Origin of the sequence: Lichenicoccus sp. (assembly GCF_965276875.1) — a bacterium.
In the GTDB taxonomy this organism is placed as follows: Bacteria; Pseudomonadota; Alphaproteobacteria; order Acetobacterales; family Acetobacteraceae; genus Lichenicoccus.
Genome location: NZ_OZ255701.1, coordinates 569,225 through 595,530, shown reverse-complemented (window position 1 = coordinate 595,530; position 26,306 = coordinate 569,225). Strand labels below are relative to the sequence as shown.

Here is a 26,306-nt window from a genome sequence, read left to right as displayed (position 1 = left end):
GGCAATCAAAGGAGCGCCAAGGCATGAGCAGCACACCCATCAGGACCGACGCCGACGACGAGCGGAAGTGGCGCGACAGGCTCACACCCGAGCAGTACCGTGTGTTGCGCGAGCACGGCACCGAGCGGCCCGGTGCCAGCCCGCTGAACTACGAAAAGCGCGACGGGCTGTTCCATTGTGCCGCCTGCAACAAGCCGCTGTTCCGCTCCGATACCAAGTATGAGAGCGGCAGCGGCTGGCCCTCGTTCTTTGCGCCGATTGAAGGCGCGGTCGAGACACAGGAGGACCGCAGCCTGTTCATGCGCCGGATCGAGGTGCATTGCGCGCAATGCAAGGGCCATCTCGGCCATCTGTTTCCTGACGGTCCGCAGCCGACCGGTGAGCGTTATTGCATGAATGGGGTGTCGCTGGATTTCGTGCCCGCCGGCGGATAGCCTTGCTGTATGCAACCAGCCGCCGAAGTCGTCGTGCTCGACCATCCGCTGGTGAGTCATAAGCTCACCCGGATGCGCCAGGCGAGCACCTCGACGGCAGGGTTCCGGCGGCTCGCCCGCGAGATCAGCCTGCTGATGGCCTACGAGGCGACCCGCGACCTGCCGCTCGAGCCGGTCACGATCGACACCCCGCTCGAGCGCATGACGGGTTATCTGCTGTCCGGCAAGAAGCTCTGTTTCGTGTCGATCCTGCGTGCCGGCAACGGCCTGCTCGACGGCATGCTCGATCTGGTGCCGGCGGCTCGCGTTGGCCATATCGGCCTGTATCGCGACCACGCGACACTTGAGCCGGTCGAATACTATCTCAAGCTGCCGGACGACATGGCCGAACGCTGCTGCATCGTCGTCGACCCGATGCTGGCCACCGGCAACAGCGCGGCCGCCGCCATCGCGCGCCTGAAAGCCGCGGGTGCTGCGCGGATCATCTTCGTCTGCCTGCTCGCCGCCCCCGAGGGGATCGCACGCCTAACCTCGGCACACCCCGACGTCAGACTGATCACTGCCGCGATCGACCGCGAACTCGACGCGAACGGCTATATTCGTCCCGGGCTTGGCGACGCCGGCGACCGGCTGTTCGGCACCAAGTGAGATGCGGCCGCACGTCGTCTGCCTGCCGGACGGCAGCGTCATCAGCGATGAACGAGGGCGCCTCGATATGGGGTTCGTCCTCGCGGCCCTGGCGGAAACCTACTGGGCTTGCGACAGGCCGCGCGCACTCACCGAGCGGAGCTGGGCGAATTGTCTGTGCTTTGGCGTCTACGCGCCGGGCGGCGCACAGATCGGCTGTGCCCGTCTGCTGACCGACTGCACGCTTCGCGCCCATCTTGGCGACCTCGTCATCGCCGCCAGGGCACGTGGCCGCGGGCTCGGCCGCGCACTGGTGGAGACGATCCTCGCGCATCCCGAACTCGCCACAGTCTCGCACTGGACGCTCCGTACCGCCGATGCGCACGGGCTGTATCGACGCTACGGCTTTCGCCAGGACGGCTCCGATCCCGGATGGATGACCCTGGACCGATCGGCCGCCACCGCAAACCTCTGAAGGAGTATGTTCCATGCCGGACTTCTCCTCACTGCTGCAAAGGCTGACCCCAGACGGGCCGGGTTTCGTCATCGAGGCGACGCCGGACTGGCTGCAGGGGCGCACACTCTATGGCGGTCTTTCGGCGGCCCTGTGCCTGGAGGCGACGCTGCGCAGCCTGTCCAACCTGCCGCCGCTGCGCAGCGCGCATTTCAGCTTCGCGGGACCCGCGTCTGGTAGCCTGTCGGTTTGTCCGACGGTCCTGCGCCAGGGCAAGTCGAGCGTCTCCGTGGGGGTCGACCTCAGCGGCGACGTGGGCTTCGCGGTGCGCGGCATCCTGACCTTCGGTGCGGCGCGGGCGAGCGCCCTCTCATATCTGGACATCCCCGCACCCGCGTCGCAGCACCCGGACGCCTGCGTGAACTTCCTGCGCGGTGGCGGTGCGCCGATCTTCATGCAGCATTTCGACATGCGCCAGGCAGGCGAGCATTTCCCGGTCTCCGGGGCACCGGTGCCGGACCTCCTGCTTTGGGTCCGGCACCATGAGACGTCCGGAGCGGATCCGATAGTGGCCCTGCTGGCGCTTGCGGACGCGCCGCCACCGGCGGCGATGGCGATGTTCGACCGCCCCGCGCCGATCAGCACGATCACCTGGGCGATCAACATCATTGCCGTCCCGTCGCACGCGGGCTGGCGTTTGATCAGGTCTCGCGGCGAAAGCGTCGCCGATGGCTATGCCAGCCAGAACATGACGATCTGGGACGAGACGGGCGCGCCGCTGATCACCGCTCAGCAGAACGTCGCGGTGTTTATCTAATATTTATATGGGCGCGGGCACCGGAAGCCGGTCAAAGCAGCGTAAAGGCCGCGACGACGACCGCGGTGGTGCCGAACAAGGTGTTCTTGGTGTAGACCGGGAACAGAATCTTCCCCTTGAACTGCATCCCGAGCTTGGGGACATCATAGCTGACGATCGGCCCGGCCTTGACGGCGTCGAAATAGTCGCCGTGGAGCGGCACCGGTTGCCCTTCGCGCAGGTCGTGACCAAGCTGCGCCGCGGCGAAGCCGGTGGCGCCGAACGTCCATCGACCAAGGCGTTCGCCCACGGCGAAGTCCAGGTTGATGATATCGCCGTCCCGATAATGGTTATACGGATTTTCGAGCGCGTGGTCGTAGAACAGATGCCCGTCGAGTTCGACGCCATCACCAAGGAAGTTCGGCTTCGTCAAATATGTCGCGGCGAAATTGGGACTGACGAAATAATCATTGTGTCCCGGCGTCACCGCCTTCTGCGGCTGATATGACCCAATGGGAAACGTCATTGAGTATGCAGCCATCACCGTCAATCCGTAGGGAAGGGGTGTCCGGCCCGGGCCCGGTGTTGCCGGCGTTCCGAGATATCGGCTCCACTTCAAGATGTCGCTATACATATCTCCCCAGCCGGCGCTACGCTGATTAATGACGTTGTTGGCGGCAAACCGCGAATAATTAAGATAGCCAACCTGCGCGGTCGTGGCGATGTAGCCGGAAAATAGCTTGAACGGGTAGACGTATTCCAGGCCGATCGCGGTGACGTTCGATACGAAGTTGACCGAACGTATGGTCCTGCTCTGCCCACCATTGTTGCCGTTGTACTGCCCGATGATCGCTGGCACGTCGGCAATTCCACCATAAAGCCCGGTTCTCGGCGGAATATAGGCGTTGCGAATATCAGTTCCGCCGATCGGGCCTCCGTAGACGGCACCTTCTACGGCATACGCCTGATGACTGAATATAACCGCAAAACCCAGACCGGTCAGAACCCTGGTAAATTTCATCGACGTCCCCTGATTTATTGTTTCATGAACGTAGTTGACTACGTCCGGTATAGGTGTGCTGAATTGCCTTTAGGTTAAACAACCGGCCCAGAAAAACCGCGTCGCACGCCTGTGACGGGCTCTTTATGAGGCAGCCGAGCTCACCCGACACATCTCCAGCAGTTCCGACACACTCTTCATGCTCTCAATTTCGGACACAGAACGGACAATCCGCTCCGCCTCGTTCCTGCTCATCACCCGCGTGGCGTTGGCCATGAACTTTGCTTCGATGTCGCTCGTGCTGAGTGGCCGTTCGGGGGTCCCGAAGCTTGTCGCCACCCGATGCATGACGACCCGACCGCTCTTGAGGGTGATCCGGACCTCGCCCGGAAAATGGATCGGGAAGTCGCTCGTCCGGTCCTCGCTGCACGTGGTGCGATCGGATAGCGCCAGCACCGCCGCATCGCGCACCCCGCGGTCGTGAAAGGCCGCGAGGTCGATCCTGCCGGTCACCAAAGCGAGGGCGACGACATAGGGCGTACTGAAAAGCGCCGAGTAGGGGTCCGCGGGGCGGCTCGGCCCTGAGACCATATGATGCAGGCGCGGCGAGAGCGGGCAGTCGATGCTCTCGATCTCATCGAGCGCCACCTGGTCGCGCAGATGCAGCGCGCAATCGACGAAACCATGGATGAAGTGGCAGCAGGGATAAGGCTTGAGCGCGATTCCGGCGATCAGCCATTCGTCGCCAAGGGCTCGAACCGGCGAGACGCTTTCACCCGGGCCGTGACTGAGATGAGCGTGATAGAAGCCATGTCCGCCCTCCAGCATCGTCGGCGGCCCCTTGAAGCCGCTCATCGCGATGCTGGTCGCGGCAACCCCGCTATGCGCCGCCCAACCAGGGTGCATGCGCTTGAGCCAGGAGTCCTTGAGTTCGAGCAGGCCCGCGGCCATGCTGCCGCATAGTCCGGTTGCCGAGACCAGTTCGGCGCGGTCTGCTCCCATCAGCCGCCCGGCGGCGAACACCGCGGCGAAGGCGCCGCACAGCGCGGTCGGATGAAAGCCGCGGTCGTGAAATCCGCCCTCGGCGGCGCGCGCCAGACGACAACCGATCTCCATCGCCGCGATAGTGGCGGTCAGCAACGACCGACCGTCCGCCGCCGCGGCCTCGCCTGCCGCCAACGCCGCGGCCAGCGCCGGCGCGGTCGCGTGGTAGATCGCGCCGATATGGGTGTCGTCGAAGTCGAGACCGTGGATCAGGGTGCCGTTGACCAGCGCCGCCCCGGCCGCCGGCAGGGCCGCGCCACTGGCCAGACAATGCGCGTCCGTGCCGCGGCCGAGTGCCGAGGCACCCTTGAGGATCGGTTCGGCGAATTCAAATCCAGAGGACGCCAGCGCGATGCCCAAGCCATCCAGCAGATGGCCCTTGCACTTCGCGACCAATGTGACGGGCACATCCTCCAGCCGCAGGCCGAGCGCGAAATCCGCCAAGGACGCGGACATTGACGGGGTGCCGGGGACGCCCGCCATGGCTGCGTCGGGTTTGATGTCGGCTGCGGCACCCATCGTGCGTCTTCCAGATCTGATACGCTTGAACTTGTCTATCGCCGCGTCGGACCGGACAAATGGGACTTGGCTATTTATTTATAGTTTTTCTGAATAGGGGTGCGTCCGCAGTGACGACCGAGCCTCGCAAGCCCCTCAACGGGTAAGCTTATAGCCGTGTACTATCGACATATAACGAGTGTCCATTTGCAGCAGCGATCGAGCTGGCGCACACGCATCGGTGGGATGGGCCGGGAGTCGTATGCGACCTGTCATCACGCCGGCAATACGGTCATCCGTGTGCCCAGTAGCATAATGCGTCCAGCATCAGGGGCACCATGAGCAGAACCAATCGCCAGATGAGCCTCATTGCCTTCATGCAGGCACAGAACTGCACCAACTATGCCGGGTCATGGCGGCATCCGGCTTCGACGCCGGACTTTACAACGCCGGAATATTACCAACGCATCGCACGCACGCTCGAGGACGGCAAATTCGATCTCGCCTTCTTCGACGACCGGCTGGCGATGCCGGATATCTATGGCGCGGATCATCGCGCGACGGTCGAGAACGGCATCCGCGCGGTCAAGATGGATCCCACCGTGGTGATGATGACGATGGCCGCCGTCACCTCGCGTCTCGGGCTCGGCGCCACCTACTCCACGACCTATTACGAGCCGTATCATGTCGCGCGCCTGTTCGCGACCCTCGACCTGATGACGCGTGGCCGCGTGGCCTGGAACATCGTGACCTCGCTGAACGATTCGGAGGCGGAAAACTTCGGTCGCGCCGAGCATATGGACCACGATCTGCGCTACGACCGCGCCGACGAGTTCATGGAGGCGGTTCTCGGTCTGTGGGACAGTTGGGAGGACGGCGCACTGCTCGTCGACAAGGCAGCCGATCGGTTTGCCGATTCGAGCAAGGTCCACCGGCTTGATTACCAGGGACAGTTCTTTCGCACGCGCGGGCCGCTCACGGTGCCACGCTCGCCGCAGGGCCATCCGGTTCTGCTGCAGGCAGGTGCCAGCGGACGCGGCCAACGCTTTGCCGGTCGTTGGGCGGAGCTGATCTTTGCCGGCTATCCGAACCTCGAAGTCGGCCGCAAGCAATATGCCGGCCTGCGCGCGGCGGCCGAGGCGATGGGCCGTGATGCCGACAGCATCCGTGTGGCGCCTGCGATCGGGGTCGTTGTCGCGGAATCGGCCGACCAGGCTGCCGAGAAGCGCGCTTTTATCGAGAGCCTGTCGCGACCGATCGACGGACTGACCCTGCTGTGCGAAGTGCTGAACGTCGACTTCGCCGCGCGCGAGTACGACGCGCCGTTCACCGACGAGGAACTCGCCGCCGTTTCATGGCAGAGCCTGCGCGACCGGGTGATCGCCAAGTCCGGCAAGAAAAACCCCTCCGTGCGCGACTTCGTCGAAGCCTCGGGACGCGGAACGTTGCGCGAAGGGCCGGTCTTCACCGGATCGCCCAAGCAGGTCGCCGATGAGCTCGAGGCCTGGTTCGAGAGTGCCTGCGACGGCTTCGTCCTGGCCGCCGGCTACACACCAGGCAGCTACGAGGATTTCGTCCGCCTGGTCGTGCCTGAACTGCAACGTCGAGGGCTGCATCGGCGCGACTATCCGGGTACCACCCTGCGCGAGACGCTGGGGCTGGCGCGGCCCCTGGCCGGCGCTCGCCCGTCTCCTGGGGATCGACGCGTACTCTGATCGCCTGTTGGCGCCAGGACGACCAGTGTCGCGTTACGATGAACTCGATGCCACCTTGGCGGCCGTTCGAAGAAAGTCCCGGAATCGTCTGGCCGATGGTGAAAGCGGCCGGTGATCAGCCGTGACGATGCCGAACGTGCGGACGATCTCGCAATCCGCGAACGCGACCATGCCAATCGTCGGCTTGAGCTCCTGCGGGATGAACGCGCGCGGGTGGATGCAAACACCCAGGCCGGCGGCGGCCATGGCGAGCAGGGTGATCATGTTGTGCACGCCTTCGGCCTCGGGTGCCAGGCGGACGGTCAGATGACGCCGCTCGGCCTCGTCGATGATCGCCCGCTGCAGGCCCACATGCCAGTCCGGGCTGAGCAGCGGATACTTCAGCACTTCCGCCAGGGGTGCTGCCTCGTGCCGCAGCAAGGCATGACCGAGCCTGGTGACGACCACGCAGCGGTCCGAGACCAGCGGCTCGAAGCTCGCGTTCTTCTGGGGCTCGGCCAGTGCCATGACGGCCAGGTCGCAGCGCCCATCCATGACCTGATCGAGCGCCTCCATCGGCATCAGGTCGTGCAGCAGCACGCTGGTCGACGGGCTCATATCCTGAAAGCGCCGCAGCAAGGGAGGCAGTCCCAGGGTCGCGACCATCAGCGTCGCGGCAACGTTGACCTGGCGGTCGCGCGCCAGGGCGTCGCTGTTGAAGGCCTGGAACAGGTTGCGCAGGCCGCGCAGCGTCTCGGAGGCCTCGCGATACAGCAATTGGCCGTGCTGGGTGAGCTCGACTCGTCGCGTGGTTCGGTCCAGCAGGCGGACCATCAGCTTTTCCTCCAGCCGGCGCACACGATTGCTGATCGATGGCTGCGACAAATTGAGGTGTTCCGCGGCACCACTGAAGCTGCCAAGCTCGGCCACGGCGAGGAACGTTTGCAGGTCTTCAAGGCCGATGTCGAAACGATGTCGCTCGACCCCGCCGGGTAAAACCACCATGGAAGGCCAGAACTCCTCATATCCGGTCGGCACGTCCTTCTATTCGAAAAGCCTATAGCCGGATAGCAGGTCGGCATTTTACCTGCGCGCCTGGATGCCGCATGAGGAACGCCGACGCTCTATTCTCCAGGGAGGGACGTATACACCGTGCCAATCGATCTTCCCGCGAGCCAAGCAGGCGACGTTCTCGAGCGTGCGGAGGAGACCGCGCACGCATTCCGGCTGGCGATGCGCCGCCACGCCGCCAGCGTCTGGATCATCAGCCGTGGCTGCGATGACGATGCCAACGGCATGGCGATCACGGCCCTGACGTCGTTCTCGATGGATCCGCTCTCGGTGCTGGTCTGCGTCAACCAGGCCGCCTCGATGGCGTCCGCGCTCGCGGAGGGAACATCGTTCGGCCTTACCTTGCTGGGCAGCAGGCATGAGGCGATGGCGGTCACCTTCTCCCGCAAGCCGAGCGGGCGCCCGCGTTTCTCTGATCCCGCATGGCGCATCGAGGCGGACGGGCCGCCATGGCTCGCCGGTGCGCCCGTGAACCTGGTCTGCACGGCCGAGCGGAGCATGGCCTTCGGCAGCCACAAGGCGATCGTCGGGCGGGTGCGGTCGGTGCGGCTGGGCCCGGATGACGCCAGTCTTGTCTATCGCAACGGCCTCTACGCGTAGGAGAAGGATCGATGTCGCCGCCGCTGAAGATCATCACGCCGGTCGGCATGCTCGGTTATGGCTATCCGCTGGACGATTTCTGGAGAGGGATCGAGGAAGGCGTCGACGCGATCGTGATCGATTCCGGTTCGACCGATAACGGTCCGCACGAACTCGCTCTCGGCCATTCGACCTGCAGCAGGTCCGCCTATCTCCGCGATCTCGAGCCGATGCTCGCCGCCAGCACCAGGCACAAGATCCCGGTCCTGATCGGCTCGGCCGGTGGCACCGGCACCAACGCCCATGTCGATTTCATCATGGATATCGTCCGCGAGATCGCGGCCTCGAAAGCCTATCGGCTGCGGGCCGCGTCGATCTACGCCGACATGCCCAAGGCGGTGATCAGGCAGGGCCTGGCGGAGGGCCGCGTCTCACCCTGCGGTCCGGTGCCGCCGCTGACCGACCATGATATCGACGACGCCACCAACATCGTGGCCCAGATGGGCGCCGAGCCGTTCATGCGCGCGCTCGACGAGGACCCAGGCCTCGACATCATCGTCGCCGGACGGGCCTACGATCCCGCCCCCTATGCCGCACTCTGCCTCAGGTGCGGTGTCGATCCGGGGATCGCCTGGCACATGGGCAAGATCATGGAGTGCGGCGGCGTGTGCGCCGAGCCGAAGGGGCGGGTGATCGTCGCCACCGTGCGCAAGGACAGTTTCGACCTCACCCCGATGAGCCCGCAGGAGCGCTGCACGCCTTTGTCGGTCGCCGCCCATACGCTCTATGAGAAGTCGCGCGCCGACCTGCTGGCCGGACCGGGCGGCACGCTCGATCTGGGATCGGCGGTCTATGAAGCCGTCGATGACCGCACGGTCCGGGTCAGAAGCAGCATCTTTCGCCCGTCACCAGCCTATACGGTCAAGCTGGAAGGGGCGAAGATCGTCGGCCATCGGACAATCTTCATCGGCGGCATCCGCGACCCGATCCTGATCGCCCAGGTCGACACCTATCTCGAACGGGTGCGCCAATACACCACCGGCCACCACGCATCGCTGGCCGACGGCAGCGCCCGTCTGGTGTTCCACGTCTACGGCAAGAACGGGGTCGTGGGTGCACTCGAGCCGGTCAAGCAGTTCGAGCCGCTCGAACTCTGCATATTGGCCGAGGCGATCGGCCCAACCCGGGAGATCGCGAACGCGATCTGCGATTCGGCGCGCGTGGCCTGCCTGCACGCGCCTTACGCCGGGCAACTCGCAACCGGCGGCAACATGGCCTTCCCGCTGACACCGCTGGAGAACGAGATCGGCCCGGTCTGCGCGTTCAATCTCTATCACCTGATGGAAGTGGCAAGCCCCGACGCGCTGTTCCCGATCAGCCACCTGGAGATCTGAGCGATGCCCGACACGGTCCGCATCCGCGACATCGCCAAGGTGGTCCGCAGCAAGAATGCCGGTCCCTTCGAGATTACCTTCGACGTGCTGTTTGACCGCCGCGACCTCTACGAGCACGTCAAGGCGAGTGGCGCGGTCACGCGCGAGAGCCTCGGCGCGCTTTATGGCGTCTCGGGAGCGGACATTACGAACTTCCAGTTCTTCGATCCGGCACTCGCCTTCAAGCTGACGATCCGGCGGCCGGTGGCGCAGGGTAGCGTCGGCGAAATCGATACCTTCGGCGCGCAGCAGCATGCCCCGCTGCTCGACCTGCGCGTGCCGGCACCCCGCACATAGCTCTACGGCACTTCGATATCCAACAATGGCGCATGCTGCTGGGCGCCGAACGTGTCGCGCTCGCCGACGCTGCCCTGCGCCCAGCGGCGTCGCAGCGTCAGCTTGAAGGCGAGCGCCGGATCAAAGAACATGCAGACGATTACGTCAGTGGCGGGCACGTTGTAGAGCCGTTCCAGCTTGGCCTGATCCAGCGCGCCGCTGTTCTTGACCCGGTGGTAGGCAGCCTCGTCGTCAAACATCACGTCGAAGGTGATTTCGAACGGTCCCGAGTTCTTGCTGCGTATGACCTTGGCGATGTCCTTCAGCAAGGCGTTGCGCATGTCAGACCTCGTGGATGCGGACGCGGAACAGCTCTTCCGAACTGTCCACCTCCATCAGGTGATAGATGGTAAAGCGGCAGACCGGACCGATCGGGTTCTCCGGCGGGTTCAGGGGCAGGGCGAAGTTGCCGGCGGTCGCAAGCTGCCCCGGATAGGGCATGTGCAGCACGGTGATGCGTGCCTGGCTGCAAATTGCGTTGGCCAGCTCCTGCGTGGGTGCGGTGACCTCGCCCAGCAGCCCGATTTCGTGCGGGACGAGGTGGCGCAGCGGCTCCAGCTCGCCCATCACGGCGTCGCGGCCATAGGCGTGGAACAGCATCGTCGCCTCGCCGGTGCCCAGTTGGGCAAAGAACGAGCCGACATGCTTGCTGACCCTGGCGAGAAAGTCGTCGAGCTGGGCCAGCAGGATGGGATCGCGGATGCCACCGATGAAGATCGTGCGATGCCCCACCACGGCGGCACCTTCCAGTTTGACGGCATACTGGTCGGAAGGCACGAAGACGCTGCCGCTTACGCGCACCCGTCGTTCGTCCAGGGCCTCATAGCGCGATTGCCGCAAATCCAGCACGCCGCCAGGTCCGGGAAGCAGGTCGGGCCGCGTCTTTTCATACAGGGTGTGGGCGGCGACGGAGGTGGGGGTGCACCGCTCCAGGGGGTTCATCGGCTCGAGATCGAAGCTGTCGCGGCGGACGGTGGCCAGGATGACGCGACCCTTGGGCTCGGCGCACACCGCGCCGCATTCGATGATCTTGCCCATATGCCAGTACACGCCGGGATCGATGCCGTGCGCCATGCAGAAGCCGGCATGCGGCGCCGGGTCGTAGGCACGGCCTGAGACGATGATGTCCACGTCGGCGTGCTCGGCCAGCACGCGCGCGAATGGCTCAGCGCCCATCTGTGCGACGATCGAGGTGGCGTCGTCGATGGCGTCGTGGGTCAGGTCGCCGGAGGAGCCGCATGGCGCAATGCGGCCGCCATCCAGGCGCTCGTGAATCACGTCGCGCGGGATATCGGCATAGATGGCCGCGACCTTGAAGGTCCAGCCTCGTGCCGAAGCAATGCCGCGGATGAGATCGATCATCTGATCCACATGCGCATCGATGCCCGAGCCGCCGGCGGAGCTGATGATCAGCGGAATGCGGCGTTCGGCCACGGCCTGCAGCACAAGTCCGAGATCGTGCAAATAGGCTTGCCGGTCCACGATCATTTTGCCCAGGCCAAGCAGATAGGGACCGGGATCGGTGGAGCCTGCATCGACAATCATGATATCCGGGCCGCGCTCGACGCCGCGCCAGAAATGTTCGGCCGGAATGCCGTAGCCGAACATGCCGGTCGGGGTAAGGATCTTCAGCTCTTGCTTTGACACTACGGACGTATCCCTCGCTGCCACGTTCTTGCGACGGCCGTACCTTTATGGGCCAGACAGCGCGGACCTGGCCCATCAATCGTCGCTAAGATGCGATAGGTGGAGATGATAGGTCCGCTCATTCCCCGTTTCGAAGAACCCATAGCGGGAATCGAATTGCCGTCCGCGGCGCTTCCGGCCTTGCTGGGCTGAAGGCTAAGTACCGGAGATGACATGGGTCAGAAAGACAAGCGCGGCGGCATGGCGATGGTCGCCTTCCTGCAGGCGCAGAACTGCAGCAACTATCCCGGCTCCTGGAGGCACCCGGCCGCGCCCACGGATTTTCTGACCGCCAAACATTATCAGCGGATCGCGCGCACGCTCGAGGAAAGCAAGTTCCATTTGGCGTTCTTCGATGACCGCTTGGCAATGCCGGAGCTGGGCGACAATTTCGAGGACACGATACGCCACGGCATCCGCGCCGTGAAGCTGGACCTAATCCCGATCCTGACCGTCATGGGCATGGCGACCGACAAGCTTGGTCTCGGCGGCACCTGCTCCACCACCTATTTCGAGCCCTACCACGTGGCCCGGGCGTTCGCGACGCTGGATCTGATGATTGGCGGACGGTCGGCATGGAACGTCGTGACGTCTCTCAACGACGCCGAGGCGGCGAACTTCGGCCACGACGAGCACCTGGAGCACGACCTGCGCTACGACCGCGCCGACGAATTCATCGAGGTCGTGCTGGGGCATTGGGCGACCTGGGCAGACGATGCGATCGCGGCCGACCAGATCAGCGGCGTGTTCGCCGATCCGGCGAAAGTCCGGCGCCTCGACCATGCCGGGCGATGGTTCAAGTCACGCGGGCCGTTCACGGTGCCGCGGTCGCCGCAGGGCCATCCGGTGATCATGCAGGCGGGGCAGAGCGGCCGCGGCCTCGCGTTCGCGGCGCGCTGGGGGGAGATCGTGTTCGGCTCCATCAAGGCACTCGAACCCGGCAGGCAAACCTATCGACAGCTCAAGGATGCGGTAATCAACGCAGGGCGCGACCCGAACCAGGTGAAGCTCGTCCCCGCCATCTTCACCATCGTTGGCGAGACGCGCGCCATCGCCGAGGAAAAGCGCGCCTTCATCGAGTCACTTGCCGCACCCGAGGACAGCCTGACGCTGATCGCGGAAGTGACCAATTACGACTTCAGTCGATTGGGTCTCGATCAGCCGCTCGACGACGCGCAGATGGCGAAAGTCGGCGCCAATCTCGGTCTGAAGGCGCGTGTGGTTGAGCGGAGCGGCAAGGCAAACCCGACGCCGCGCGACTTCATCACGTTCAGCAAGCGGGGCACGATCAACGAAATGCACGTGTTCTGCGGCACCGCCAATGACATCGCCGATGAGATGGAGGCCTGGTACACGGGTGAGGCCTGCGACGGGTTCGTGCTGGCCGCAACCCACCGCCCCGGCGCCTACGAGGATTTCGGCCGGCTGGTCATCCCCGAGCTGCAACGTCGCAAGCTGTTCCATACGGACTATGCCGGAACCACGCTGCGGGAGAATCTCGGCCTCGAGCGGCCGGTGGTCACGCACGCCGCACCCTCGCGCAAGGCGATGGACAAGGTGGCCTGACGGCTGCGTGCGACTGAGACGCAATCAATCAAAAAACCAGGGAGAAACGCCCAAATGAGCGGGACGATCGGCAGCACGAATGCCGGACCACGAATGGACCGGCTGCCAATGTCGCGCTGGCACACCAAACTGGTGTTGCTCATCGGTGCCGGCCTGTTCATCGACGCTTTCGAACTCTACTCAGGCGGTGGCGTACTCGCGGCCCTGGTCCAGAGCCATTGGTCAACCCTCAAGTTCAACGCGACCTTCATATCGGTCACCCTGGCTGGGTTGGTTTGTGGCGCCTGGTTCGCGGGCATTCTGGGGGACCGGTTCGGTCGACGGTTCTGCTATCAGACGAACCTTGCCTTGTTCGGAGCGGCTTCGATCGCCGGTGCGTTCGCGCCGAACATGGATGTGCTCATTGTCTGCCGGTTCTTCATGGGCCTGGGTCTCGGGGCGGAGATCGTGGTGGGCTACGGCACGCTCGCGGAGTTCCTGCCGATGACGAGCCGCGGCAAGGTCATGACGCTCATTGCGATGCTCGTGAACTTCTCGTTCTTCGTCTCGCTGGTCACTGCCTATTTCGTCATCCCGGCGTTGGGATGGCGCGCCATGTTTCTGATCCCTGGCTTTGCTGCAATCGGCGTCTGGTTCGCACGCAAGTCGATGCCGGAATCGCCGCGCTGGCTGGAGTCGAAGGGCAGAATAGAGGAATGCGAAGCGTTGCTTGCCCAAATCGAGCAGCAAGCGTCCGGCGGCCGTCCGCTCCCGCCTTTCACGCCGGCCAACGCGCATATGCTGCAGACCCCGATCCGGGTGCTGTTCTCGCCTGGCGTGCTGCGCAACACGCTGGTCGGCATTCTGGTCAACGTCACCATCAACTTCTCGCTCTACGGCTTTTTGCAATGGCTGCCGACGGCTTTTGTCAGGCAGGGGATGACCCTCAGCTCGGCGCTGGAAATCTCCATGATCCTCGCACTCGGTCAGACCACCGGAGCGCTTTGCGGCGCCCTGCTGACCGACAGGATTGGCCGCAAGGGCTGCATCGTCGGCTTCTCGGCCGTCGGCGCCGTGCTCTGCGCCGGGCTGCTCTATACGCATGGCGCGGTGTTCGTCGTCAGCGCCTTCGTGCTCGCAATCAGTCTCGGACTGGCGAACACCATTGCCTTCACGGTGTATGTCCCTGAGCTGTTCGAGACGCGGTTCCGGTTACGCGGCGCCGGGCTTTGCGGCGCCTGCGGTCGGCTGTCGTCGGCGGGGATGCAATATGTCATACCGGCGGTCCTCGCCGCGGGCGGCCTGACCGGCATCACCATCATGCTGTCCGGCTCGATGCTGATACAGGCGGTAGTGGTGGGCGTCTTCGGTATCGAGACGAGACGGAAGCCGCTGGACAATCCTGAAGTGTCCGCGCTGGTGCCGGAACCGCCCGAGGCGATGATCTACAAGGCCGCCCAGCATGGATGAAGCCGGCGCGCCGGACCAGATCGCAATCCGCTGTACGATCATGCGGGGAGGCACCAGCAAGGGGGTCTACCTGCTGGAGCAGGACATCCCGGGCGCCGGGCTCATGCGGGACCGCCTGCTGAAGCGACTGATGGGCACGCCGGACATCCTGCAGATCGACGGCCTGGGCGGATCACGGCTGATTACCTCGAAGATCGCCATCGTCGGGCGCTCGACAGGTCCCGACGCCGACATCGACTACACCTATGCCCAGGTCGTGCCCGAGCGCGACATGGTGGTCTACACCTCGAACTGCGGGAATATTTCGGCTGGGGTGGGTCCGTTCGCGATTGATGCCGGGCTGGTGGCGGGGACCGCCCCGATGACAACGGTGCGGATCCGTAACACCAATACCGGCCGGCTGTTGATCGCACGCGTCCCGGTCGCGGGCGGACAGGCCAAAACGGCGGGCAGCTTCGCCATCGACGGCGTGCCCGGCACCGGGGCCGAAATCCAGATGGACTACGCGCGTACGGTCGGCGGCAAGACGGGGCACATGCTGCCGACGGGCGCGTCCGTGGACACGATACTGCTCGAAGACGGCGGCGCGGTGCGCGTGACGGTCTGCGACGTGGCGAACCCTTGCGTTTTCGTCCACGCCGCGGACATCGGACTTGAGGGAGGCGAACTGCCCGACGCCTTTACCGGAAATACGGCGCTGCTGGATCGGCTGCGCGAGATCCGTGGCAAGGCGGCGGTCCTCGCGGGTCTGTGCACGGACTGGCGTTGCGTGAACGAGCAATCGCCGGCGCTGCCGCTCATGCTCCTGGTGTCGCCACCGAAGGCCTGCCGGACCATGCGCGATACGGTGGTCGCGACCGAGGCGATGGACCTCCAGGCACGGCTGGTCTGGTACGACAGGTGCCACGAGAGCATGGCCGGAACCGGGTCGATGTGCACGGCCGCGGCATCGCGGATCGAGGGCAGCGTGGTGCGTCAGGCCATGGCGCCCGGCGCCGCTGAAACCAACCGGCTGCGAATCGGCCACCCGATGGGGGTGATGACCGTCACCGTCGAGGCACAACCTACCAACGCGCCAGGCGGGGTCGCTTTCCGCACTCTGGCGTTCAGCCGGACGGCGCGGAGGATCATGGATGGCGTCACCTATGTGCCGCGCGAGACCTCGACGCCGGGCGCCAACCTTCAAAGGAGCCTCTAGCCATGCCGCAGCATGCTCGATCCATCGACCTGTCTCCGGGTTCGGCAACCGCGGCCTTGAGCGAGCGGACCGAGGCGGAGGCGATCGCCGATTTCGCCCTGGGTCTCGACCTTGCCGCGGTGCCGCCCGCGGTAGTCGAGCTCGCCAAGGAGCACCTGCTCGACGCGATGGGCATTGCACTTGCGTCCTCCACCTGGGATTTTGGCCGCGCGGTGCTGCACGGCGTGCGGGAACTGGGCGAGGGGTCGCACGCCACCGCGATCGGCAGCGGCGCCAGGTTGCCGCCGGCCTCGGCGGCGCTGGTCAACGGCGTGCTCGCGCATGGCCTTGACTTCGACGATACGCATATCGGCGCCATCTATCACGCCAGCGCGCACGCCATGGCCGCCTGCCTGGCGGCGGGCGAGGCCAACCATGTCAGCGGGCGCGAGTTGCTGAGCGCCTTTATCGTCGCGCTCGAGGTCGGCTGCGGCATCGCCATGGTGGGTGCTGGCGCGTTCCACGAACGCGGCTTTCATCCAACAGCCGTATGCGGCGCGTTCGCCTGCGCCGCCGGTGCGGGGCGCCTCGCCGGGGCAAATCGGCAGGCATTGGTCTGGGCGCTTGGACTGTGCGGCAGCCAAGCGGCGGGGATCCTTGAGCAGAACGGGTCCTGGATCAAGCGCTTCGGTCCGGGGTGGGCTGCGCATTCGGCGTTGTCCGCGGTGGCGTTGGGGCGCGCCGGTTTCATCGGGCCGGCGACGGTGCTTGAGGGAAGCCGCGGGCTCTATGCGACCCACCTGCAAACCATACCAAAGGCCGATGCCGGGCCGAGTCACGCGCTCGGCGCAACCTGGCTCACACCAGGCATCGCGCTCAAGCCCTACCCGTGCTGTCACTACATCCATGCCTTTGCCGACGCGGCGCTGGAGCTGCGCGACCAGTTTGCGCCTCAGGACGTCGAGCGTGTCGAGTGCCTGCTGAAGCTGTCCCTGCATAAGGGTGTGGCCGAGCCGAGGGACCGGCGCATCCGCCCGCGCACGGCGTACGAGGCGCTGTTCAGCGTGCCCTTCGTGGTGGCACTGGCACTGGTGCGCGGCCGGGTGGACCTGGCCGCGTTCCACAACGAGCCGCTCGACGCGCCCGACCTGATGGCAATGACTGAACGGACCTTCGTCCTCGACGATCCGCGGAGCGACTATCCGCGGCACTTCCCCGGCGAGGTGATCGTTTATTTGCGCGACGGCAGGACGCTGCGTTGCCGCAAGTCCGCCAGCTACGGCTCGCCGGACCTGCCCATGTCGCGCGACGCCGTGGTTGCGAAGTTCATCGCCAATGCGGCGCGGGCGATCGACAAAGCAAGGGCCACGCGACTGGCCGAGTGCGTGTTGCGCGTGGAGGATGCCATCTCTCTGGATGAGATCATGGAGCTTTGCAGGCGCACGCCAAGCTGAACGTCCTCGCCTGCGGTGCTCTTGCGCGAGAGCGATCGTGACGGCGGCGGGATCAAGTTCCGTTGCCGGTTTTGCCTGGCCAGTCACGCCGACCCGGACTCTCGCGACCCGGACCCTGCGGCAGTCCGAACGTCACGAGCTTGCTCGCCTCCTGGGACGACGCACGCCATCGTCCGCGTGGTCGCGGAAGGCCTGCAACGCCCTTCAGATAAGAGAGCCGCTTCAGGGCGTTCCGCACCGCCGCACTTTCCGAGACACGTCATCGCGAATGAGACGCGTCTTAACGAATTCGTAACAATCATGCCTTAATTCGAAGCACTTGGTCCGTGGCCGCCCTCTGTGCGGCTGGGTCGCTGCTCTCGGGAGGTCGATCTTGCGTCTCATCAAACCCGCGCTGTTAGGCGCAGCACTACTCGTCACAAGCCCGCTGTTGGCACTCGCTCAGGATGATCCGCTTTCAGCTTGGCGCGATCATCAGCGGCATGCATCACCACCAAAGCTGAAGGTGCTTGGGCCAGCCCCAGCCTCGCAGCCGGTGGAGTTTGACGTCGTCCTGCCGCTGACCAATCCTGCCGGCCTCGACGCGCTGCTCGCGGAGCAGCAGGACCCGGCTTCTCCGCAGTACCATCACTGGTTGAAACCTGCCGAGTTTGCGGCACGCTTCGGTGCCGACCAGCAGATCGTCAACGCCGTCGCGTCCACTCTGAAGCAGTTCGGCCTGCAAGTAACGCCCCAGAGCCGGTCACTTCATGTCGCCGGGACCGCCACTCAGGTGAACATGGCATTCAATGTCAGCCTCTCCCTGGCGGCAAACGCGGCTGGCCAGCAACAACTCATCGCGGACCGCCCGCTGACTGCGCCCGCGACCTTGTCTTCGGCTGGCGCCGTCGTCTCAGCGTTCAAGGCAAGCAGCTTCCAAGCCATGCCCGCGGTGCGCCGGAGCGCAGGCGGCTACATGAACCGCAGCACACGCGGGTATACTCAGGGCAGCCCAAGCGGGTTGGGCTACTTCTATAACGACCTCAAGCAGGCGTATGGTTACCCATCCTATCAGGCAACAATGTCTGGGAAGGGCAAAGGGCCGCGCCTCGACGGTAGCGGCACGACTGTAGCCGTGGTGATGGCAAGCGACGTGCTGGATACCGACATCGCGGCCCTGTTCGACCAGATGAACTTCAAAGCGACCTCCGGCCAACCCTCCGATCCAACTCTCTTCGCGCGCCGGCCGGTTAACGGCAGCGCCATCTTCTCGACGACCAATACGGCCTCCGAGGAGGCGACCATCGACGTCGAGCAGGTGCTTGGCGGCGCTCCCGGAGCCCATGTCATCCTGTACGACACACCGGACCTGACGGATCAATCACTCATCTCCGCATATACAGCCATCGTCAATGACGATGTGGCGGACGTCGTGTCACTTTCTTTCGGCCAGTGCGAGCTATACTACACCCGTGCCTATAACAACGGCTCCGACCAAACCGCGGTGCTGAACATATTTTCCGAATTGTTCAAGCAGGGCAACGCCGAGGGAATTACCTTTATTGCCGCTTCGGGTGATGCCGGCGGTCTCGGCTGTCTAAATCCGGCATACTTCTCCGGCGGCAGCGGGCAGTTCATCGCAGGCGTCTCCGTCCCTGCGGCCGACCCAAACGTGACCGCTGTAGGCGGTACAAACCTCGTCACCGCGGGCGCCATCGGGGGCTCTGATTCGGCCTATGTCAGGGAGAACGCGTGGTCCGATCCAGAGCTTGCCTTCGATCCCTTTGGCGTGGGCGTGAGTGCCTCCGGCGGCCTTTGGGGCTCGGGTGGCGGTGTCTCAACGATCTACGCGCGACCCTGGTATCAGTCCCTCGTCAGCACCGGCAGCTGGTGGTATCGCACGGTTCCAGACGTCGCAATGGAGATGGGCGGCTGTCCTGATATCGCCCAGGCGCCCTGCAATGGCGGCAACACGAGCCTCAACGGGTGGGGCAACATTGAGCGTTCCAGCCTGACCATCGTTTTCAACGGGCAGCTCGATAGCGTTGTCGGTACGAGCGCGGCGGCGCCCGAAATGGCGAGCGCCGTGGCCTTGCTCGTGGAAACTCAGGGGCGGCAAGGCAACATCAATCCCTTCCTCTACACGCTTGCCCGGCGGCAGGCCTCAGGTGGGGCGGCCTATTTTCATGAAAACATCAATGGCTTCAACGGCAATGCACCTGGTAGCGGAGCTTATGATCTGACAACCGGCGTTGGCTCGCCGGACGTCGCCACGATGCTCGGACTCACCAACATCAACCGTGCTGGGGCTCCACACTCCGCTTCCAATCCCTGAACGGAACGACCGGTTCCGCTACACATCACCGTCGCACCTCCTTACGCGACTTCACTTGCCGGAGTGAAGTCGCGTCCCTCTTGTCGTTCCTTGTTGTCCAACAGCCAACATTGTTGCTCACCTCTAGCCCGCGGTCCAAACGTCTCCATCCGGTGAGAACCGCGGCATTCACCCGAGTGGCTACGACCTCGGGAGAGCCGTTCCTGCTGCACGCTGGATGTTAGCTTCTGGTGAACGCCGCCTGATGCACGTCACTGGCGACCGGCCAGAGAGCCACGGACTACCATGATGGCAATCGGAACAACCTGCCAGAAGACTCCGAGCAGTGAGGCGGCAACCAACTGCTCGGTATCGATGCGCCAATCGTGCGCAATCGTAACAAGCGCCCACGCGCCGATCGGGAAGTAGAGAAGGACCGAAGTGATGACGCCCGGCGAGTAGGTGGTCGTGACAAGGCTACTCGCGAAATGGAGCGCGCCATTGGATATCACTAATACAACGATCGAAATATTGAAGACCGGGTCGAGCTTTGGATCCGATATCAGCGGCGACAGTATCAGGGCGATAAAGGCGACGTTGACGCAGATCGCCCCAAGTGGACCCAGCGCCCCTGATGGGAATGCACGGCGTAACCACCGCAGAAATCCGCCGGGCACGACATATTCCTCGAACAGGTGGAGCGCTGACGCTACGGCTATGCTTGCAAACCGCGCATCCATTCCGGTCTCATCTCCAAACAATTCACTTCCCGCACGTCGAGCGTCGCTGCGACATGCGTCATGGTAAAGAGGGGCCGACATGGCGGCAATGATCAGACGGCCAGACTGGCTGGCGCCCTGCGAAGCCGCCAATTTCAGGGGAGGAGGCCGTCAAGACGGCTCGCGGGGTGATCGGCGATTCGGCCCAGTATGTCGCCGGGCCAGGCCTGCGGATCGATGTCGTTCAGCTTGGCGGTGACGATGAGCGAATACATCGCCGCGGCGTGCTGCCCGCGCATCCAGCGCTCAAGATCGGCGACGAGGGGCACGCTCGGTTCCTGCCGCGCGGCAAGGCGTCGGGCGGCGCCCTGGCCAACAATGCTGCGCTCGGTGTCGAACAGCGCGTCAATGCGACGCACCGCTGCCGACGCGAGTGGCGGATCACGTGGCCCCTGGGCCGCGCGCCGTGCGTTCTGCTCGACATCTGCCAGCGCAAAGAACGGCCGTCGGGCGTGGGCCCAGCACGCTGCCTCCAGGATCGGTCCTGGCCGGCGCGCCGGGTCATACAGCATGCCGTAGCTGCCCGGTTTAGCCAGCCAGATGGGATTGCTTCTGCCGAAAACTGCTTGCGCCACGGGAACACGACATTCTCAAGGGCGGCTACTCTGCGCCCGTCATTCAACGTTCGGAAGGCGGCCTACGCCGGAGGGATACGTCCAAACTTCAGCAGCCGCACTGAATGAGCGGGACGAGCTTCGGCGCTCCTTCATCCGTTCTTAATTCAACGAGCAGACATTGACTGACCATTCGGGCGATTGTCATGCCATCACCAAAGTCGGGACAGATGTGCGCGGAGCACGGATCGTTCACGTGGCAGTTGTTGCGCGCGATCCTCATCGGCTGCGCAGTGGCGTCGACGCTCGTCACAGGGGCACAGGCGCAATTCACACGATTCGAGAGCTACACAGACGAGCAGGGTCTCGGCAATGCGTCCGTCTCCACCCTGGCTCAGGACGCCGACGGCTATATTCTGCTCGGAACGGAAGCCGGGCTCTACCGCTACGATGGCCTGACAATATCTCCTTACGGCGCCGCGGCGGGACTGCCTCCAGCGGCGTGGATCAGAAAGCTTGCGACCGACGATCACGGTCAGGTCTGGGTCGTCACGAGCGACGCACTCTATCTTCGCCAAGGGTCGAGCTTTCACAGAATCAAAGTCGGCAGGCCGCTCCATATAACCTCGCCGCATGTCATTGCCTTCTCCAGTGGCAACGTCGTTCTTGATGTTGACGGGACGCTGCTAAGTGCGCCCGCGAACATGCACGCAAGCCGTTCGTTTGTGCCGTTGTTGAGTCCAGCCAACTTGACCGCCTATCCCGAGTTGGCCCGATCCCGCTTCGTCGCTTCCGACACAGATGGCGCGCTGCTGATAGGGTGCGGCTCGGCAATTTGTCGCCTTAAGAATGGTCGAGTGGATGTGTCCGGCGTTGGCGACGGCCTGCCTGCTGATGCCTGGCAGGTGGCACTTCGAACACCTGATGGAACGCTATGGGCGCGCAGCCTTGACCGTCTGGCATGGCGGCGGCCCGGCCAACGGTCGTTCACCGCCATCATTATTCCCGGCCGACGTGGCCGTTTCAATCTCGCCGTTCCCGCGCGCCTCGATCTGCTGACGGATGGCCGCAACGGCGTCTTTACAATGGGAGAAGAGGGCCTTCTCCAATATGATGGCACGTCCTGGCGCACCTTCCGGCATCACGAGGGAGGTCTGCCGGCCACTCCCATACAATCTTTCACGTTTGATCGCGAAGGATCCCTCTGGGTCGGAAGCATCGGCCGCGGCGCGTTCCGCAGCCTTGGACTGGGGACCTGGGAGCATTGGACGGCATCCGACGGGCTACCAAGTGAAATCATCTGGGCAATGGCCCGGCCGCGAGGTGGCCAACTTTGGGTCGCGACCTACGGCGACACGGTGGCACTCGAGGGCGGCGTTTCTGCCGTACCCGGTGGGAGTGAGAACATTTCGGCGAGCAAAGCTGGACGGCTGTGGATCGCGCCGTTGCGGGCGCCGCTGGTACGGCTCGATCCGGCCCGTGGGATAATAGAACATTTCCCGATTACAGGAGACGTCTCGGCGACGTACATAGACCCTACAAACCGGCTTTGGCTGTCAACCGACAAGGCTCTCCTGACGATTAAAGATGCAGACGCGCCAGTCTCCCAGATGAAAGTAGAAGTCGCCATAAACCAGGCGACCACGCAGGTAATCACTGATCGGTTTGGCGTCACGTGGGCAGCAACCGCGGCCGGCATCGTTCGACGCAGCCGTTCCGGAGAGTTCCAGACCGTCATCCCATCCAGCTCGCTCAAGGGTCGGCCCGGCGGCCTTGCATTTGGCCCGAACGACGATCTTTGGACTTTTACAGATAGTGCGGGCGTGATGCGTTTTCACATGGTTGATGGCCTTCCTGTGAAATCTCTGCCGTCCATCGTCGCACCTCTGATCGGTTCCAACAATGTCTTGTTCCTGCATCGGGACAGGCGCGATTGGATGTGGGTCGGAACTGACCACGGCATCGACCTGTTTGATGGCCGGTCATGGCGTCGGTTCGACGTTACCGATGGCCTACTGACCAACGACTTGGACCAAGGGGCAGTATTCGAAGATGATGACGGTTCGATGTGGTTTGGCAGCAGCCGCGGCCTGACGCACCTCATCGACCCGGCTCGCCTCCACCCGACAAGCCCTCTGCACCCCAAGATCACGCGGCTTTCAATCGGTACTCGCCTGCTACCCGCGACCTCCCTGATTCGCATCAATTCGAGTTCGGCGCCCCTGGTCATTCGTTTCACAGATCTCGACCCAGCTCGCGCACAGAAGGTGACGTTCCGTTACAGAATGCGCGAGATCGACTCTGGATGGAGCGACACATCCGGGCACGAGGTCCGATACGCGCGACTGCCTGCTGGGGACCTGCATTTCGACCTGGTCGCGTTGGATCCCATACACGGTTCGATTTCCGCCCCAGTAAGTGTTTTCCTTCGAATTCGGGCGCCATGGTGGCGGCACTGGTGGTTCTACAGCGCTTGCACGCTCGCAGTGGCCGGCACGGTGGTCGGAACCTGGCAGGTGCGCGTGCGCCTGCTTTTGCGTCAGCGAAGGCGTCTAGAGCAGCTCGTATCCGACCGCACGGCGGAAATCGAGCAGGCGCGGAGCGAACTCGAGCGGCTGGCAATGTCTGACGTGCTCACCGGCTTGCCCAACCGGCGAGCACTCATGACCCTGCTTGAGGACGCCGTAGCGACGGCGCTTTCGGCCCAGGCTCCACTAGCCGTTCTCCTCTGTGATCTTGATCATTTCAAGAAGATCAACGACTCCCACGGCCACCTTGCAGGGGACGCTGTGTTGACAGCGTTCGGAAATCGTTTGTCTGCGATCATCAAGACTCCGGAGGTCGCCGGCCGGTATGGTGGAGAGGAGTTCTGCATCATCCTGCCGCTGTCACGAAGGGATATCGTGGAACGCACCGCAATCATCCGGTCGGCTATCGCTGATTCGCCTTACCAGGTAGGCGGAGCAAGGCGAATTGTGACGACAAGTGGAGGCCTTGCCTTCCTCCGCGCCGGGGAAAGCGCATTGTCACTACTCGCGCGCGCCGACGCAGCCCTCTACCGGGCGAAGGAGAAAGGCCGCAATCGGATCGAGCACGAGTTGCCTGAGATTGCAAGCCACCCGAAACATGACGAGAAGTCGGACAGCTTGGGAGTGCTCCACGCCCATGAAAAAAATAGCGGTGTGGGTGACAAGGATTCGACAGCCGCCGGGCATCACTTCGGGCAGCTGGGCCAAGGAGATCTTGAACATGACCTTCGGCAAGCGCTTGCCCTTGGTCAGTTCCTACTCAATTATCAGCCAGTGATCAGTCTTCAGGAGGACGTTGTCACCTCATGCGAGGCGCTTATCCGTTGGCAGTCTCCAACACGTGGCAAGGTCTCTCCTGTAGACTTCATTCCGTTTGCCGAGGAGGCAGGTTTGATGCCGGAAATCGGGGACTGGGTGCTTAACGCTGCTTGTCGAGAGGCGGCGGCATGGCCGGAAAACATAAAGGTTGCAGTCAATTTGTCGGCCGTGCAGTTCCGTCTGCCCGACCTCGTAACGAGAGTTGAATCGGCTCTGGCGGCAACCGGGCTTTCTCCCGAACGTCTCGAGCTCGAGGTTACCGAGACGGCGATGATCGGGGAGATGGAGGCAGCCATCTGCTCGCTTCATCGACTTAGGGCGCTCGGCATTACGGTGGCACTTGACGACTTCGGCACCGGTTACTCGTCCTTGAGCTTCCTTCGCACTCTGCCGTTCGATCGTATCAAGATTGACCGTTCCTTTGTGCAGGACCTCGGGACCAAGCCTGAGGCAACTATCATCGTGCGCGCCATTGCTGAGATGTGCTCCGGCCTCGGAGCGTTGGTCACTGCCGAGGGCGTTGAAACAAACGAGCAGATGGAGGTCTTGCGTGCCGCGGGCTGTTCGGAAGTTCAGGGATATCACATCAGTCGTCCGTGCTCCGCATCGGACCTGGGGGAGTGGCTGGCCGCGTTCGCAGTCAGCCACAGCAAAGAAGTCGGGCTTGGCACTCGCGGGTGAGCCGCGGTGGCGAAACGTTGAACGTTGCAAGCCTGATAAGCTCCTGGCCAGTTGCCGCCACGGCATTCAGCAAGGTAGGCGCTAACAGAAGCGCCTGCCATACTCTATCTCTTTGTTTTCACGAGCACTACATCGGCCCAAGCGTTTCCGCTTGGTCCGAAAGTGCTTGTCTTATGATTTCCTCGCCCTTTCCGGCAAAGATGGGGTGCTGCCGGCGAGGTGCAAACTCGCCGGCAGCGGGAGGGGACGGGTCGTGAAAGTGCTGGTCTTCATGGGCCGAGTTAGAGTGTGACCGCCCCTCTCTTTTCCTTGCGGCCTGAACGGATACCCGGGTGCGACGACCCGGATGACAAGCAAAGGACATGGAAAAGATGACCCAATCTGTAGCACAAACCGCCGGCGTCGACATCTCCAAAGACCAGCTCGACGTCTGCCTGCACCCGAGCGGCGCGACCAGCCGCTTCACCAACGACGCCCGCGGTCTCGCCGCCCTCATCGTCTGGCTGGCCCCGCTTGCCCCAGTTCGCATCATCTTCGAGGCCACCGGCGCCTATCACCGTGCCTTCGAGCGCACGCTGGGCGGCCGCAACCTGCCCGTGGTCAAGATCAACCCGCGCCAGGCTCGACGCTTCGCCGAGGCGGTCGGCACCCGTGCCAAAACCGATCGCGTCGATGCCGCCATGCTGGCCCGCTTCGGCGCCTCGCTCGAACCGCCCGTGCGCCCGATCATCAGCGCCACGCTCGACCAGATGCGACAACTCCACGTCGCACGCAGCGCATTGGTCAAGGACCGCACCGCCACCCAGAACCGTCAGAAGAACCTCGGCCTCGCTTTGCTCAAACGTCAGGCCGCTCGGCGTCTGCTTCAGATCAAAGAGCAACTCGACGCCATCGACGCCGAATTCGCCCGTCTCGTCAGAACCGATCCGGATCTCCAGCTCCGCTTCAACAGCCTGGTCAGCATTCCAGGCGTCGGCGATGCCACCGCACTCGCCTTGCTGATCGAAATGCCTGAACTCGGAACCCTCGAACATCGACAGGCCGCAAGCCTCGCCGGCCTCGCACCCGTCACCCGCGAAAGCGGGCAATGGAAAGGCCGCAGCTTCATCAGCGGCGGACGCGCTACCCTGCGCCAGGCCCTCTACATGCCGGCCCTCGTCGCCATCCGCTTCAATGCAGACCTCAAGGCCAAATATCAGGCCATGACCGCTGCCGGAAAACCACCAAAGGTCGCCATCATCACCGTCATGCGCAAGCTCATCGTCCTCGCCAACGCACTGCTCAAAAATCCACGCCTTTGGACACCAAAGACAGCTTGACCAAGACGGATACTCTAAATTGATCGGGAGGCCGG

At 63.8% G+C, this 26,306-nt stretch carries 21 protein-coding genes and 1 pseudogene; 15 read left to right on the top strand and 7 right to left on the bottom strand.

Annotation, left to right across the window (positions count from 1 at the left end; genetic code table 11):
* The first annotated feature begins 23 nt into the window (after positions 1 to 23).
* Genes msrB through ACQY4K_RS02935 form a run of 4 tightly spaced genes read left to right on the top strand, consistent with a single transcriptional unit; the run spans position 24 to position 2,332 of the window.
* Entirely contained in the window at positions 24 to 434 is a 411-nt protein-coding gene (gene msrB / locus ACQY4K_RS02950; protein ID WP_428393287.1) for a peptide-methionine (R)-S-oxide reductase MsrB, read from the top strand.
* Positions 435 to 443: 9 nt separating this feature from the next.
* On the top strand, positions 444 to 1,082 hold the full coding sequence (gene upp / locus ACQY4K_RS02945) for a uracil phosphoribosyltransferase (protein ID WP_428393285.1): 639 nt from the start codon (positions 444 to 446) through the stop codon (positions 1,080 to 1,082).
* A gap of 1 nt (position 1,083) precedes the next feature.
* Positions 1,084 to 1,536 (top strand): GNAT family N-acetyltransferase, encoded by a 453-nt coding sequence (locus tag ACQY4K_RS02940; protein WP_428393283.1) that lies wholly within the window; start codon positions 1,084 to 1,086, stop codon positions 1,534 to 1,536.
* Between the two features lie 13 nt (positions 1,537 to 1,549).
* Positions 1,550 to 2,332: a thioesterase family protein gene (locus ACQY4K_RS02935; RefSeq protein ID WP_428393281.1), complete on the top strand. Its 783-nt coding sequence runs from the start codon at positions 1,550 to 1,552 to the stop codon at positions 2,330 to 2,332.
* A 31-nt stretch (positions 2,333 to 2,363) separates the two neighbouring features.
* Here ACQY4K_RS02935 and ACQY4K_RS02930 read toward each other — a convergent pair whose 3' ends face one another.
* Both ACQY4K_RS02930 and ACQY4K_RS02925 read right to left on the bottom strand, forming a co-directional pair.
* Entirely contained in the window at positions 2,364 to 3,332 is a 969-nt protein-coding gene (locus tag ACQY4K_RS02930; RefSeq protein WP_428393279.1) for a SphA family protein, read from the bottom strand.
* Between the two features lie 123 nt (positions 3,333 to 3,455).
* Positions 3,456 to 4,874 carry an MmgE/PrpD family protein gene (locus tag ACQY4K_RS02925; protein ID WP_428393277.1) on the bottom strand — a complete coding sequence of 473 codons (1,419 nt, stop codon included), beginning with the start codon at positions 4,872 to 4,874 and terminating at the stop codon, positions 3,456 to 3,458.
* Between the two features lie 317 nt (positions 4,875 to 5,191).
* Between ACQY4K_RS02925 and ACQY4K_RS02920 the strand changes: the two genes are divergently transcribed.
* Entirely contained in the window at positions 5,192 to 6,568 is a 1,377-nt protein-coding gene (locus ACQY4K_RS02920; protein WP_428393275.1) for an LLM class flavin-dependent oxidoreductase, read from the top strand.
* A 33-nt stretch (positions 6,569 to 6,601) separates the two neighbouring features.
* Here ACQY4K_RS02920 and ACQY4K_RS02915 read toward each other — a convergent pair whose 3' ends face one another.
* The gene (locus ACQY4K_RS02915; protein WP_428393273.1) at positions 6,602 to 7,552 is read right to left on the bottom strand and encodes a LysR family transcriptional regulator; all 951 of its coding nucleotides are present in this window, start codon (positions 7,550 to 7,552) and stop codon (positions 6,602 to 6,604) included.
* Positions 7,553 to 7,699: 147 nt separating this feature from the next.
* On the opposite strand from ACQY4K_RS02915, the gene ACQY4K_RS02910 reads away from it, so the two are divergent.
* Genes ACQY4K_RS02910 through ACQY4K_RS02900 form a run of 3 tightly spaced genes read left to right on the top strand, consistent with a single transcriptional unit; the run spans position 7,700 to position 9,927 of the window.
* The gene (locus ACQY4K_RS02910; protein ID WP_428393271.1) at positions 7,700 to 8,218 is read left to right on the top strand and encodes a flavin reductase family protein; all 519 of its coding nucleotides are present in this window, start codon (positions 7,700 to 7,702) and stop codon (positions 8,216 to 8,218) included.
* Between the two features lie 11 nt (positions 8,219 to 8,229).
* Positions 8,230 to 9,591, top strand: a complete 1,362-nt coding sequence (locus tag ACQY4K_RS02905) for an acyclic terpene utilization AtuA family protein (protein ID WP_428393269.1) — start codon at positions 8,230 to 8,232, stop codon at positions 9,589 to 9,591.
* A gap of 3 nt (positions 9,592 to 9,594) precedes the next feature.
* On the top strand, positions 9,595 to 9,927 hold the full coding sequence (locus tag ACQY4K_RS02900) for a DUF4387 domain-containing protein (protein WP_428393267.1): 333 nt from the start codon (positions 9,595 to 9,597) through the stop codon (positions 9,925 to 9,927).
* A 2-nt stretch (positions 9,928 to 9,929) separates the two neighbouring features.
* On the opposite strand, the gene ACQY4K_RS02895 is transcribed toward ACQY4K_RS02900, so the two are convergent.
* Both ACQY4K_RS02895 and ACQY4K_RS02890 read right to left on the bottom strand, forming a co-directional pair.
* A complete protein-coding gene (locus ACQY4K_RS02895; RefSeq protein WP_428393266.1) occupies positions 9,930 to 10,247 on the bottom strand; it encodes a DUF4387 domain-containing protein in 318 nt (105 codons plus the stop codon).
* A gap of 1 nt (position 10,248) precedes the next feature.
* Positions 10,249 to 11,613 (bottom strand): acyclic terpene utilization AtuA family protein, encoded by a 1,365-nt coding sequence (locus ACQY4K_RS02890; RefSeq protein WP_428393265.1) that lies wholly within the window; start codon positions 11,611 to 11,613, stop codon positions 10,249 to 10,251.
* Between the two features lie 213 nt (positions 11,614 to 11,826).
* Here ACQY4K_RS02890 and ACQY4K_RS02885 point away from each other — a divergent pair, with 213 nt between their 5' ends.
* The 5 genes from ACQY4K_RS02885 to ACQY4K_RS02865 all read left to right on the top strand — a co-directional run bounded on the left by ACQY4K_RS02885 (position 11,827) and on the right by ACQY4K_RS02865 (position 19,612).
* On the top strand, positions 11,827 to 13,218 hold the full coding sequence (locus ACQY4K_RS02885) for an LLM class flavin-dependent oxidoreductase (protein ID WP_428393264.1): 1,392 nt from the start codon (positions 11,827 to 11,829) through the stop codon (positions 13,216 to 13,218).
* Between the two features lie 54 nt (positions 13,219 to 13,272).
* Positions 13,273 to 14,667: an MFS transporter gene (locus ACQY4K_RS02880; RefSeq protein WP_428393262.1), complete on the top strand. Its 1,395-nt coding sequence runs from the start codon at positions 13,273 to 13,275 to the stop codon at positions 14,665 to 14,667.
* Positions 14,660 to 15,865, top strand: a complete 1,206-nt coding sequence (locus ACQY4K_RS02875; RefSeq protein ID WP_428393260.1) for a 2-methylaconitate cis-trans isomerase PrpF family protein — start codon at positions 14,660 to 14,662, stop codon at positions 15,863 to 15,865. Before ACQY4K_RS02880 ends, ACQY4K_RS02875 begins: the two co-directional genes overlap by 8 nt.
* 2 nt (positions 15,866 to 15,867) lie before the next feature.
* Entirely contained in the window at positions 15,868 to 17,298 is a 1,431-nt protein-coding gene (locus ACQY4K_RS02870) for an MmgE/PrpD family protein (RefSeq protein WP_428393259.1), read from the top strand.
* Between the two features lie 373 nt (positions 17,299 to 17,671).
* Positions 17,672 to 19,612 (top strand): S53 family peptidase, encoded by a 1,941-nt coding sequence (locus tag ACQY4K_RS02865; RefSeq protein WP_428393257.1) that lies wholly within the window; start codon positions 17,672 to 17,674, stop codon positions 19,610 to 19,612.
* 251 nt (positions 19,613 to 19,863) lie between these two features.
* On the opposite strand, the gene ACQY4K_RS02860 is transcribed toward ACQY4K_RS02865, so the two are convergent.
* Both ACQY4K_RS02860 and ACQY4K_RS02855 read right to left on the bottom strand, forming a co-directional pair.
* On the bottom strand, positions 19,864 to 20,331 hold the full coding sequence (locus tag ACQY4K_RS02860; RefSeq protein WP_428393255.1) for an HXXEE domain-containing protein: 468 nt from the start codon (positions 20,329 to 20,331) through the stop codon (positions 19,864 to 19,866).
* 134 nt (positions 20,332 to 20,465) lie between these two features.
* Positions 20,466 to 20,888 (bottom strand): annotated as a pseudogene (locus ACQY4K_RS02855) (transposase domain-containing protein); the annotation flags it as partial.
* Between the two features lie 242 nt (positions 20,889 to 21,130).
* On the opposite strand from ACQY4K_RS02855, the gene ACQY4K_RS02850 reads away from it, so the two are divergent.
* The gene (locus ACQY4K_RS02850) at positions 21,131 to 24,952 is read left to right on the top strand and encodes an EAL domain-containing protein (RefSeq protein WP_428393253.1); all 3,822 of its coding nucleotides are present in this window, start codon (positions 21,131 to 21,133) and stop codon (positions 24,950 to 24,952) included.
* A gap of 371 nt (positions 24,953 to 25,323) precedes the next feature.
* Positions 25,324 to 26,271: an IS110 family transposase gene (locus ACQY4K_RS02845; RefSeq protein WP_428393252.1), complete on the top strand. Its 948-nt coding sequence runs from the start codon at positions 25,324 to 25,326 to the stop codon at positions 26,269 to 26,271.
* Positions 26,272 to 26,306 lie beyond the last annotated feature (35 nt).

Coding starts and splice junctions, on each gene's coding strand:
- ACQY4K_RS02930 (WP_428393279.1), bottom strand. CDS start 3,332: ATGAAATTTACCAGGGTTCTGACCGGTCTGGGTTTTGCGGTTATATTC.
- ACQY4K_RS02860 (WP_428393255.1), bottom strand. CDS start 20,331: ATGGATGCGCGGTTTGCAAGCATAGCCGTAGCGTCAGCGCTCCACCTG.
- ACQY4K_RS02900 (WP_428393267.1), top strand. CDS start 9,595: ATGCCCGACACGGTCCGCATCCGCGACATCGCCAAGGTGGTCCGCAGC.
- ACQY4K_RS02875 (WP_428393260.1), top strand. CDS start 14,660: ATGGATGAAGCCGGCGCGCCGGACCAGATCGCAATCCGCTGTACGATC.
- ACQY4K_RS02895 (WP_428393266.1), bottom strand. CDS start 10,247: ATGCGCAACGCCTTGCTGAAGGACATCGCCAAGGTCATACGCAGCAAG.
- ACQY4K_RS02850 (WP_428393253.1), top strand. CDS start 21,131: ATGCCATCACCAAAGTCGGGACAGATGTGCGCGGAGCACGGATCGTTC.
- msrB (WP_428393287.1), top strand. CDS start 24: ATGAGCAGCACACCCATCAGGACCGACGCCGACGACGAGCGGAAGTGG.
- ACQY4K_RS02940 (WP_428393283.1), top strand. CDS start 1,084: ATGCGGCCGCACGTCGTCTGCCTGCCGGACGGCAGCGTCATCAGCGAT.
- ACQY4K_RS02885 (WP_428393264.1), top strand. CDS start 11,827: ATGGGTCAGAAAGACAAGCGCGGCGGCATGGCGATGGTCGCCTTCCTG.
- upp (WP_428393285.1), top strand. CDS start 444: ATGCAACCAGCCGCCGAAGTCGTCGTGCTCGACCATCCGCTGGTGAGT.
- ACQY4K_RS02920 (WP_428393275.1), top strand. CDS start 5,192: ATGAGCAGAACCAATCGCCAGATGAGCCTCATTGCCTTCATGCAGGCA.
- ACQY4K_RS02870 (WP_428393259.1), top strand. CDS start 15,868: ATGCCGCAGCATGCTCGATCCATCGACCTGTCTCCGGGTTCGGCAACC.
- ACQY4K_RS02935 (WP_428393281.1), top strand. CDS start 1,550: ATGCCGGACTTCTCCTCACTGCTGCAAAGGCTGACCCCAGACGGGCCG.
- ACQY4K_RS02845 (WP_428393252.1), top strand. CDS start 25,324: ATGACCCAATCTGTAGCACAAACCGCCGGCGTCGACATCTCCAAAGAC.
- ACQY4K_RS02925 (WP_428393277.1), bottom strand. CDS start 4,874: ATGGGTGCCGCAGCCGACATCAAACCCGACGCAGCCATGGCGGGCGTC.
- ACQY4K_RS02905 (WP_428393269.1), top strand. CDS start 8,230: ATGTCGCCGCCGCTGAAGATCATCACGCCGGTCGGCATGCTCGGTTAT.
- ACQY4K_RS02880 (WP_428393262.1), top strand. CDS start 13,273: ATGAGCGGGACGATCGGCAGCACGAATGCCGGACCACGAATGGACCGG.
- ACQY4K_RS02915 (WP_428393273.1), bottom strand. CDS start 7,552: ATGGTGGTTTTACCCGGCGGGGTCGAGCGACATCGTTTCGACATCGGC.